The sequence below is a fragment of the Nocardia sp. CWNU-33 genome (assembly GCF_046764895.1).
Classification (GTDB): domain Bacteria; phylum Actinomycetota; class Actinomycetes; order Mycobacteriales; family Mycobacteriaceae; genus Nocardia.
Genome location: NZ_JBKOQN010000077.1, coordinates 1 through 9468, shown reverse-complemented (window position 1 = coordinate 9468; position 9468 = coordinate 1). Strand labels below are relative to the sequence as shown.

Below are 9468 nucleotides of genomic sequence, written 5' to 3'. Positions count from 1 at the left end.
CTTACCTTCCGCGGCCAGGTGCGCGGTGTCGAGTTCCGGCGTGGTCATCTGGCTGTGGTGCTGTTCTCGAGAACCCCTTCTCGAGCGAGGGTAGTGAAATGGTGGCTGGGGCAGGGGGTTGGAACCACCATTTCACTACGCTCGGCGGTGGCTGGGGTGGGTGGGGTGGGTGGGTGGGTGGGTGTCACTGTGACGCCACACGCGGCGGCTGAGCTACGAGGCCCGGCTGGGCGTGCGCCTCAGGTGCGCCGTGCGTCTCGGCTGGGTTGGGCGCGCGCTGTTCGGAGTCGGTTCGCGCGCGCAGTCGGGGGCAGGCAATGCTCAGGCGCCGTATACGGGCTCCGCCGGAATTGCCTTGGCGATCAGGTCGGCGACTACGGGGCCTAGTTCCGCGGGGGTCCAGCGGGCGCCGCGGTCAACGGCGACGCCGTGGCGCCAGCCGTCGGCTAGAGCCACTTTGCCGCCTTCGACCTCGAACATGCGGCCGGTGACGCCTGCGGACTGCGGGCTGCCGAGCCAAACGACCAAGGGGGAGATGTTCTCGGGGGCCATTGCGTCGAAGCCGTCTTCGGGGGCCGCCATGGTTTCGGCGAAAACGGTTTCGGTCATTCGGGTGCGGGCGGCCGGTGCGATGGCGTTCACGGTGACGCCGTAGCGGGCGAATTCGGCGGACGCGGTCAGGGTGAGGCCCGCGATGCCCGCCTTGGCCGCGCCGTAGTTGCCCTGGCCGACGCTGCCCTGGAGGCCGGCGCCCGAGCTGGTGTTGATGATGCGGGCGTCGACGGGGCGACCTGCCTTGGATTCGCCGCGCCAGTATTCGATCGCGTGCCGCATGGTCGCAAAGTGACCCTTGAGGTGGACCCGGATGACCGCGTCCCATTCGTCCTCGCCGAGGTTGACCAGCATGCGGTCGCGCACGAAGCCCGCGTTGTTGACGAGTACGTCGAGACCGCCGAACGTGTCGACGGCCTGCCGGATGAGATTGCGGGCGCCGTCCCAGTCCGCGATGTCGTCGCCGTTGGCGACGGCCTCGCCGCCGAGCGCTTTGATCTCCGCGACCACCTGTTCGGCGGGTGTCTCCGTGGTTTCCGCACCGTCGAGCGCCGAGCCGAGGTCGTTGACCACCACCCGGGCTCCCGCGGCGGCGAAGGCGAGCGCGTGCGCCCTGCCGATGCCACGGCCCGCGCCGGTGACGATGACGGTGCGCCCGACGCAGATCTGCTCGGTGTCCATACCTGTTGTCCCTCTGTCGTATTTGTCTTGCTAGGTCAGATCTGCCAAGTCAGGCGTCGGCCCGCTGTCCGCCGACCACCGCATTGGACGCCGCAAGGAAAGCGGGCCGCTCCCCGCCACCGTGCACGAGCAACGTCGCGCCGCTGACGTAGGAAGCCAGCGGGGAGGCAAGAAAGGCCGCGCAACGGCCGATGTCGTCGGGCGCGGCCATCCGCCCGAGCGGGATTGTCGCGCCCACCGCGTCGATGCCGTCCTGATCGCCGTAATGCAACTGGCTCTGTTCGGTCTCGACCGGGCCGACGACCAGCGAATTCACCCGAACCTTCGGCGCCCACTCGACCGCGAGCGAGGCGGTGAGGCTGTCCATGCCCGCTTTCGCGGCCCCGTAGGCGGCAGTGCCGGGCGAGGGCCGGTGCCCGCTCACGCTCGACACCATCACGATCGATCCGCCGCCGGACTGCTGCTGCATCACCGCATTCGCTGCCTGCGAAACAAGCAGCGGCGCAAGCAGATTCAACTCGACAATCTTGGCGTGGAAATTCTTGCTCGCCTCGGCGGCGAGGGCGAACGGTGCGCCGCCGGCATTGTTGATCAGGTGGTCGAGACGACCGTGCCGCTCGACGATCGTGTCGATCAGCACCTGCACCGAACCGGCGGCGCGCACATCGCACGGCAGATATTCGATCTCGCGCCCACCGCTGCGCACCGGGTTGTCGGCCGGCCGCCGCGCGCACGCCACCACGGTCGCCCCCGCGGCGAGAAAAGCCTTGCTCACCCCGGCGCCCACCCCGCGCACACCTCCGGTGACCAGAACGACGCTGCCGGCGAGATCGATTTCGAGTGCCACCGTGCTAACCTACCAAGCAACTGCTTGCTTTGCCAATGCGCCGAGCTAATCCGGCACGCACGATGGGATATGCGATGGGGATCAACCGTCACTCCGAATCAACCGGCATCACCGTGGTCACGGTCGACTACCCGCCGGTCAACGCCATACCGTCCGACGGCTGGTTCGCCATTGCCGACGAGATCCGCGCGGCAGGGCGCGACCAGGAGACCAAGGTTGTCGTGCTGCGCGCGGAGAACCGCGGGTTCAACGCCGGTGTCGACATCAAGGAAATGCAGCGCACACCCGGCCATCAGGCACTGATCGACGCCAATCACGGCTGCTACGAGGCGTTCGCGGCGGTCTACGACTGCCCCGTTCCGGTGATCGCGGCGGTACAGGGCTTCTGCCTCGGCGGCGGGATCGGGCTGGTCGGCAATGCCGACGTCGTCATCGCGTCCGACGATGCCACCTTCGGCCTGCCCGAAGTCGACCGCGGCGCGCTCGGCGCGGCCACCCATCTGTCGCGACTGGTGCCGCAGCACCTGATGCGGGCGCTGTTCTACACCGCGAGCACCATCACCGCACAACAGTTGCAGCACTTCGGCTCGGTGTACCAGGTGGTGCCGCGCGCTGAACTCGATGCCGCCGCAATGGAAGTCGCGAAGAACATCGCGACGAAAGACGGCCGGGTGATTCGCGCAGCAAAGCGCGCACTCAACGGCATCGACGTGCAGGACGTGCACCGCAGCTACCGCTTCGAGCAGGGCTTCACCTTCGAGCTGAACCTCGCAGGCGTCGCGGACGAGATCCGCGCCCGCTTCGACGACGATCTGGCGGCGCGCAAGGCAGCAGAGGACAAGGGGAACTAAGACCATGCGGGACAAGCAAATGTCGCTCGACGAGTTCGTCGGCGAACTGCGCAGCGGAATGACCATCGGCATCGGCGGCTGGGGTTCCCGGCGTAAGCCGATGGCCCTGGTGCGGGCCATCCTGCGCTCGGATATCACCGACCTGACCGTGGTCAGCTACGGCGGACCCGACCTCGGGCTGTTGTGCTCGGCAGGCAAGGTCCGCAAGGCCTACTACGGCTTCGTGTCGCTGGATTCGCCGCCGTTCTACGATCCGTGGTTCTCCAAGGCACGCACGTCCGGTGCGCTGGTGGCGCGGGAAATGGACGAGGGCATGCTCAAGTGCGGGCTGGAAGCGGCCGCCGCGCGACTGCCGTTCCTGCCGATCCGTGCCGGACTCGGGTCCGATGTCCTCAACTTCTGGGACGGCGAACTGCGGACCGTCACCTCCCCGTACGCCGACGCGGACGGCAAGGCCGAGACGCTCGTCGCGATGCCTGCACTGAAACTCGATGCGGCGCTGGTCCATCTGAACATCGGCGACCGGCACGGCAACGCCGGCTACACCGGTGTCGATCCGTACTTCGACGACCTGTACTGCCTGGCCGCCGACCGCCGCTACGTCTCGGTGGAACGCGTGGTCGAAACCGAAGAACTCGTGAAAACCGTTCCGCTGCAATCACTGCTGCTCAACCGGATGATGGTCGACGGCGTCGTCGAGGCGCCCAATGGCGCGCATTTCACCTTGGCGGGCGACAGCTACGGCCGTGACGAGAAGTTCCAGCGCCACTACGTGGAAGCGGCCAAGACGCCCGAAACCTGGCAGCAGTTCGTCGACAAGTATCTGGCCGTCTCCGAAGCGGAGTACCAGGCCGCCGTTCGTGAGTTTGGACAGGAGGCGTCGAAGTGACGAGCACCGAGACCAGCACCAGGGCCGAGATCTGCGCGGTCGCGTGCGCCGAGATATTCAGCGGTGCAGGGGAAATCATGGCGAGCCCGATGTCGCCGATGTCGATCATCGGGGCGCGCCTGGCCAAGCTCACCACCGAGCCGGACTTGCTGCTTTCCGACGGCGAGGCGCTGCTGTTCGCCGACACTCCCCCGATCGGCGGCAAGTCACCGATCGAGGGCTGGATTCCGTTCCGCAGGGTGTTCGACGTGGTGGCCTCCGGCCGCCGCCATGTGGTGATGGGCGCCAACCAGATCGATCGGTTCGGCAACCAGAACCTGTCGGCCTTCGGCCCATTGCAACAGCCGAGCAGGCAGATGTTCGGGGTGCGCGGCGCGCCGGGCAACACCATCAACCATGCGACGAGCTACTGGGTGTCGCGGCACACGAAGCGGGTCTTCGTCGACACGGTCGACATCGTGTCCGGCGTCGGCTACGACAAGATCGATCCGGCCAATCCGGCGTTCCGGTTCCACCACCTGCACCGGGTGGTCACCAATCTCGGCGTTTTCGATTTCGAGGGCCCCGATCACACCATGCGGGCGCGCAGCCTGCACCCGGGCGTCACCGCTGCCGAGGTCGCCGAGAACACCTCCTTCGAGATCGCGGGACTTGCCGACGCGGGCGAGACCCCGCTGCCCACCGCCGAGCAGCTGCGGTTGATCCGAGATGTACTCGACCCCAAGAAGGTTCGCGAGTCGGAGGTACCAGTATGAGTGAGCCGATCGTGATACAGCGTGCTGCGCGTAGGGCACAGCCCGGCGTCGAGGAGGTGGAGTCATGAGTGGACCATTGCGAACCCCGCTGACCGAACTGGTCAACATCGAGCACCCGATCGTGCAGACCGGTATGGGCTGGGTGGCGGGCCCGAGTCTGGTGTCGGCCACCGCCAACGCCGGTGGTCTCGGCATTCTCGCCTCGGCGACCATGACCTTCGCGGAGTTGGAAGCGGCGATTGCGAAAACCAAGGCGCAGACCGCTAAACCGTTCGGCGTGAACATCCGCGCCGACGCGACCGACGCCGGCGAGCGCATCGACCTGCTGATCCGCGAGAAGGTGGCGGTCGCATCGTTCGCGCTCGCGCCGAAACAGGACCTCATCGCCAAGCTGAAAGATGCCGGGGTCGTGGTGATTCCGTCGATCGGCGCAGCGAAGCATGCCGTGAAGGTCGCCTCGTGGGGCGCGGACGCGGTGATCGTGCAGGGCGGCGAGGGCGGCGGGCACACCGGCCCGGTCGCCACCACGCTACTGCTGCCCTCCGTGCTGGACGCAGTGGACATCCCCGTCGTCGCGGCAGGCGGGTTCTTCGACGGTCGTGGCCTCGCCGCGGCATTGGCCTACGGTGCGGCGGGCGTCGCGATGGGCACCCGATTCCTGCTCACGCAGGAAAGTACGGTGCCCGACGCGGTCAAGCAGGAGTACCTGGCCAGGCAGCTCCAGGACACCGTCGTCTCTCTCAAGGTCGACGGCATGCCACACCGGGTACTGAACACCGAACTGGTGCAGCGCCTGGAACATTCGGGCCGCTGGCGCGGACTGGCAGCCGCGGTCTCCAACGCGGCGAAGTTCAAGGGCATGACCGGTATGAAGTGGTCGACCATGATCCGCGACGGTCTGGCCATGCGAAAGGCCAAGGACCTCACCTGGTCCCAGGTCGTCATGGCCGCCAACACTCCGATGCTGCTGCGCGCGGGCCTCGTCGAGGGCAATACCCACGCGGGAGTCCTGGCCGCAGGCCAGGTCACCGGCATCATCGACGACCTGCCCACCTGCCAGGAACTCATCGACCGCATCATCGTCGACGCTGTGGCACGAATCGACGCCATCACCGCACTCACCGAGCACCACAAAGTCACTCCGAGCGCGCCCTGACCGAAGCACCCCTTCGATTTACGAGGGCCGCCCCCGATCCTGACGATCCGGGGCGGCCCTTTCGTACGTCACGAGTGGCACACCGCTGCGGCAACAGCTGGGAATACCTCTGCACCATGTGCCACTCTTCAGGCTGCTCATCGCACTCGGGACGCTGGGCGACCTCGACCCACGTTGGGTGCTTCAGGCGGCCGATGCTGCCCCATCACAGTCAACGGAACATGGTGATGCAGCCACTCCGTGTGATGCCGCAACGACATCCTGTCGATCTCGATGGGGTGGACGTGCGCGCAAAGATCGAGGCCGCCCCTTGGAATCGGTTCCAAGGGGCGGCCTTCGGTTAGTCAGTAGGCCGGCGGAACTCAGCCCAAGCGTTCGATGATGGTGGCGTTCGCGGTGCCGCCACCCTCGCAGATGGTGAGCAGACCGTAGCGGCCGTTGACGCGTTCCAACTCGTTGAGGAGCGTGGCGAAAAGCTTTGCGCCAGTAGCGCCGAGCGGGTGGCCGAGGGCGATTGCGCCGCCGTTGACATTGACCCGCTCCGGGTCCGCGCCGATCTCCTTCAGCCACGCGAGGACGACCGGCGCGAATGCCTCGTTGATCTCGACCACATCGATGTCCTCGATGGTCAGGCCGGACTTCTCCAGTGCCCACTTGGTCGCCGGGATGGGGCCGGTGAGCATCATGATCGGATCGGCGCCGCGGGCGCTGACGTGATGGATACGGGCGCGCGGCTTCAAACCGTATGCCTCGACGGCCCATTCGGAGGCCAGCAGCGTCGCGCTCGCGCCGTCGGAGATCTGGCTGGCGACCGCGGCGGTCAGCGTGCCGCCCTCGGCGAGCACGGGCAGTGACGCCATCTTCTCGAGCGTGGTTTCGCGCGGGCACTGGTCGATCCAGAAGTCACCGACGGGCACGATCTCGTTGTCGAAGCGACCGTTCTTGATGGCATCGCGCGCCCGTTCGTGGCTGCGAAGAGCCCAGCGCTCCATGTCTTCCCGGCTGATGTCCCACTTGTCGGCGATCAGCTGCGCGCCGTTGAACTGCGACACTTCGCCGGTGCCGTAGCGATGATCCCAGCCGGTGGCGCCGACGAAGGGGGAATCGAACCCGTACTCCTTGCCCGCGAGCATCGCCGCCGAGATCGGGATTGCGCTCATGTTCTGCACGCCGCCCGCGACGATCACCTCGGCGGTGCCGCTCATGATGGCCTGGGCGCCGAAATTAATGGCCTGCTGGGAAGATCCGCATTGCCGGTCGACCGTGACGCCGGGGACTTCCTCCGGGTATCCGGCAGTCAGCCACGCCGTACGGCCGATATTGCCCGCCTGCGGGCCGATGTTGTCGACGCAGCCGACGATCACATCGTCTACGACCGCCGGGTCGATCGGGGTGCGGTCCAGCAGTCCGCGCAATGCGGCCGCGCCGAGGTCGGCGGGATGCACGGCGGCCAGTGCGCCGTTGCGCTTGCCGACCGGTGTGCGCACCGCGTCGATCACGTAGGCATCGCGCAGCGGGGCGTAGGGACGGCGGGCAGGTGCAGACATGGAATCTCCTACTTGGTGGACTCGGGCACAGTGAGCCCGTCGAGCACGATGGTGAGGTATTGCTTGGCAAGGTTTTGGACGGTGATCGCGCCGCCCGGCTCGTACCACCGCACCGCGACCCACACGGTGTCGCGCAGGAAGCGGTAGGCCAGCTCGACATCGAGTTCGGGCCGGAAGCTGCCGTCCTGCACACCGTTGGTCAGTACTCGGTGCCAGAGCTCGCGGAATTCGCGGTTGTAGTCGGCGATATAGGTGAACCGCTCCGAGCCGCGCAGGCGCTTGGCCTCGGCCTGGTAGATCGCGACGGCCGCATGCGAGCGGTCGAAGGACTCGTAGGAGGCAAGTACCAAGGCTTCCAAGGTGTCTCGCGAGCTGAGCCCGGAACCGACGATCTCCCGGTAGCGCCCGAACAGGTCGTCGAGGAAGCCGCGCAGGATCTCGTCGACCATCGACTCCTTGGAATCGAAATGGTGGTAGAGGCTTCCCGATAAGATTCCGGCCGCATCGGCGATATCGCGCACAGTGGTCGCGCGCAGCCCCCGCTCGGCGAACAGCTGGGCTGCCAGTGCGAGCAGTTCATTGCGCCGTGCTGATTTCGAGGCGTCTGGTGCGGTCACGTCGCCATAATACAACCAAGCATTTGCTTGGTCGAGGCGACACGCCTTCCGGTTACTCCGACAGCCGGTGGCAGGCCGTGCAGGCCACGCCGCACCTGCTCATCAGCGCTCCGAATACCGCAGCGGCGACGAGACCGACAGGTCCGCAAGCAACCGGTCGCAGATCACCACAGGCGAGATCCCCGCGCGTGCCATCCGCGCGACCAGGGCAAGACGGCGCTCACAGCTGTCCCACTCGACGATGAGCTGACCGCGCCCTGGCCCGGCATCCACGGTCGCCATCACCCGTGGCGGCCCAAAGGGCGCCGGCACCTCGTTCAGCTTCAGCACCATGCCCCGCTGCCAGGCTTGATAGGTGTCCATATCCGCACCGACCACCAGCTTGTCGGTCGCGGCGCACAGCCCCTGCGCGATCTCGTCCGCGAACGTCACGCGATCGAATCGGAACTTCCTGCACTTGCTGACCACCTCCAGCAGATCGGCACGCACCTCGCACAGCAGCGCTTTCTGCCGCTGTCTGCGCCGATCGTGTTCGGAGGCGGGTTTACCCGGCTCGACGCTGAGCCCGATCCGGCAGGCCCGTGCGTTGTCGCGGGCTACATCCGAGCGCAACGCGCCGCGCGGATCGCGCGCGACTTCGCTCTCGTCGACGGCATACCGTTCCAGGATCTGCCCGGCCCGTGTCGCAGTCGCCCGCTCGGACAGGTGGTCCATGAGTTCGGCGCCGAGCGTCAACGCGGCAAGCACCAAGCTGTCCAGGCGACGCCTGGCCAGTACCACTTCGCGCACCAATTCGAGTTCCAGTTGCTCGCGGGCAAGTGGGCGATCCAAGCCCATAACCATCGCCTCTTTTGGGAGTGCGGGATCCGACCACATTCAGCATGGCACACCCGCAGACACAACGCGCCATCCTTTTTCCCTGATCAGACGCCCGCTTCGCAGCAAAGCCCAGAGGTCGGAATGCGATCGCATTCAAGCACTGACAGCCGCCAAAAGGCGTGTATTACGCGTGCCCTTCACAGCCGCCTGGGGCAGACACAAACGCATCCAGCAAGGTCGCAAGCATCAACCCGAGGCACCCCTATCTGCTCGATGCCTTCGACGCGCAGCAAGGCTCACCACTCGAGATCACCGCCCACCCACCCCCTGCGCAACCCAAGCCCCCACCCGAAGTCGCACGCCCCGCTACCTACGCACCGGCTCGGCGCGATGACACCGTCCGAACGCAGCGACACCGAGCCAGAGTGCGCTGCCCGTCTCATGCCGGAAGCGCTCGAGACGCATCCACCGAAGTCGCAACCTCAGTAACCGACACCCCCACTCAGCACAATGACGCCTTTCGAGCGCAGCAAGACCTGGCACCAGAGTCCGCAGCCCCGTCCCACCTCCACAGCAGCCCGAGACCCATCCACCGAAGTCGCAAGCTCAGCTACCGACGCCCCCACCCGGCACGATGACACCTTCCAAGCGAAGCGAGACCGAGCACCAGAGTTCAGGGCGCATCCCACCTCTACAGCCCCTGAGCGCCTACAGCCCCCTAAGCGCCTAAACCAAAGTCGCAAGCTCAACTACC

9 protein-coding genes are annotated in these 9468 nt (G+C 66.6%); 4 read left to right on the top strand and 5 right to left on the bottom strand.

Going from position 1 to position 9468, the window contains the following annotated elements; translation table 11 throughout:
• Window positions 1-321: 321 nt before the first annotated feature.
• The gene (locus ACLMAL_RS39140; RefSeq protein ID WP_412003688.1) at window positions 322-1233 is read right to left on the bottom strand and encodes an SDR family oxidoreductase; all 912 of its coding nucleotides are present in this window, start codon (window positions 1231-1233) and stop codon (window positions 322-324) included.
• Window positions 1234-1282: 49 nt separating this feature from the next.
• Complete coding sequence (locus tag ACLMAL_RS39135; RefSeq protein ID WP_412003687.1) at window positions 1283-2080, bottom strand: SDR family oxidoreductase; 798 nt, start codon at window positions 2078-2080, stop codon at window positions 1283-1285.
• A gap of 74 nt (window positions 2081-2154) precedes the next feature.
• On the opposite strand from ACLMAL_RS39135, the gene ACLMAL_RS39130 reads away from it, so the two are divergent.
• From ACLMAL_RS39130 to ACLMAL_RS39115, 4 genes are all read left to right on the top strand, one after another.
• Window positions 2155-2931 carry an enoyl-CoA hydratase family protein gene (locus ACLMAL_RS39130; protein ID WP_412003686.1) on the top strand — a complete coding sequence of 259 codons (777 nt, stop codon included), beginning with the start codon at window positions 2155-2157 and terminating at the stop codon, window positions 2929-2931.
• Between the two features lie 4 nt (window positions 2932-2935).
• Window positions 2936-3820, top strand: coding sequence for a CoA transferase subunit A (locus ACLMAL_RS39125; RefSeq protein ID WP_412003685.1), 885 nt, complete (start codon window positions 2936-2938; stop codon window positions 3818-3820).
• Window positions 3817-4575: a CoA-transferase gene (locus ACLMAL_RS39120; protein ID WP_328408668.1), complete on the top strand. Its 759-nt coding sequence runs from the start codon at window positions 3817-3819 to the stop codon at window positions 4573-4575. Before ACLMAL_RS39125 ends, ACLMAL_RS39120 begins: the two co-directional genes overlap by 4 nt.
• Window positions 4576-4639: 64 nt before the next feature.
• The gene (locus ACLMAL_RS39115; RefSeq protein ID WP_412003684.1) at window positions 4640-5731 is read left to right on the top strand and encodes an NAD(P)H-dependent flavin oxidoreductase; all 1092 of its coding nucleotides are present in this window, start codon (window positions 4640-4642) and stop codon (window positions 5729-5731) included.
• A gap of 362 nt (window positions 5732-6093) precedes the next feature.
• Here the strand turns inward: ACLMAL_RS39115 and ACLMAL_RS39110 are convergent, their stop codons facing one another.
• The 3 genes from ACLMAL_RS39110 to ACLMAL_RS39100 all read right to left on the bottom strand — a co-directional run bounded on the left by ACLMAL_RS39110 (window position 6094) and on the right by ACLMAL_RS39100 (window position 8732).
• Window positions 6094-7278 (bottom strand): acetyl-CoA C-acetyltransferase, encoded by a 1185-nt coding sequence (locus ACLMAL_RS39110; RefSeq protein WP_406235800.1) that lies wholly within the window; start codon window positions 7276-7278, stop codon window positions 6094-6096.
• Window positions 7279-7286: 8 nt separating this feature from the next.
• Window positions 7287-7895: a TetR/AcrR family transcriptional regulator gene (locus ACLMAL_RS39105; protein ID WP_406235798.1), complete on the bottom strand. Its 609-nt coding sequence runs from the start codon at window positions 7893-7895 to the stop codon at window positions 7287-7289.
• Between the two features lie 102 nt (window positions 7896-7997).
• Window positions 7998-8732 carry a hypothetical protein gene (locus ACLMAL_RS39100; protein WP_412003683.1) on the bottom strand — a complete coding sequence of 245 codons (735 nt, stop codon included), beginning with the start codon at window positions 8730-8732 and terminating at the stop codon, window positions 7998-8000.
• Window positions 8733-9468 lie beyond the last annotated feature (736 nt).

What these genes read in the sequence shown, in the direction of transcription:
- ACLMAL_RS39110 (WP_406235800.1), bottom strand. Translation starts at nt 7,278, where the DNA reads ATGTCTGCACCTGCCCGCCGTCCCTACGCCCCGCTGCGCGATGCCTAC.
- ACLMAL_RS39115 (WP_412003684.1), top strand. Translation starts at nt 4,640, where the DNA reads ATGAGTGGACCATTGCGAACCCCGCTGACCGAACTGGTCAACATCGAG.
- ACLMAL_RS39125 (WP_412003685.1), top strand. Translation starts at nt 2,936, where the DNA reads ATGCGGGACAAGCAAATGTCGCTCGACGAGTTCGTCGGCGAACTGCGC.
- ACLMAL_RS39100 (WP_412003683.1), bottom strand. Translation starts at nt 8,732, where the DNA reads ATGGGCTTGGATCGCCCACTTGCCCGCGAGCAACTGGAACTCGAATTG.
- ACLMAL_RS39140 (WP_412003688.1), bottom strand. Translation starts at nt 1,233, where the DNA reads ATGGACACCGAGCAGATCTGCGTCGGGCGCACCGTCATCGTCACCGGC.
- ACLMAL_RS39130 (WP_412003686.1), top strand. Translation starts at nt 2,155, where the DNA reads ATGGGGATCAACCGTCACTCCGAATCAACCGGCATCACCGTGGTCACG.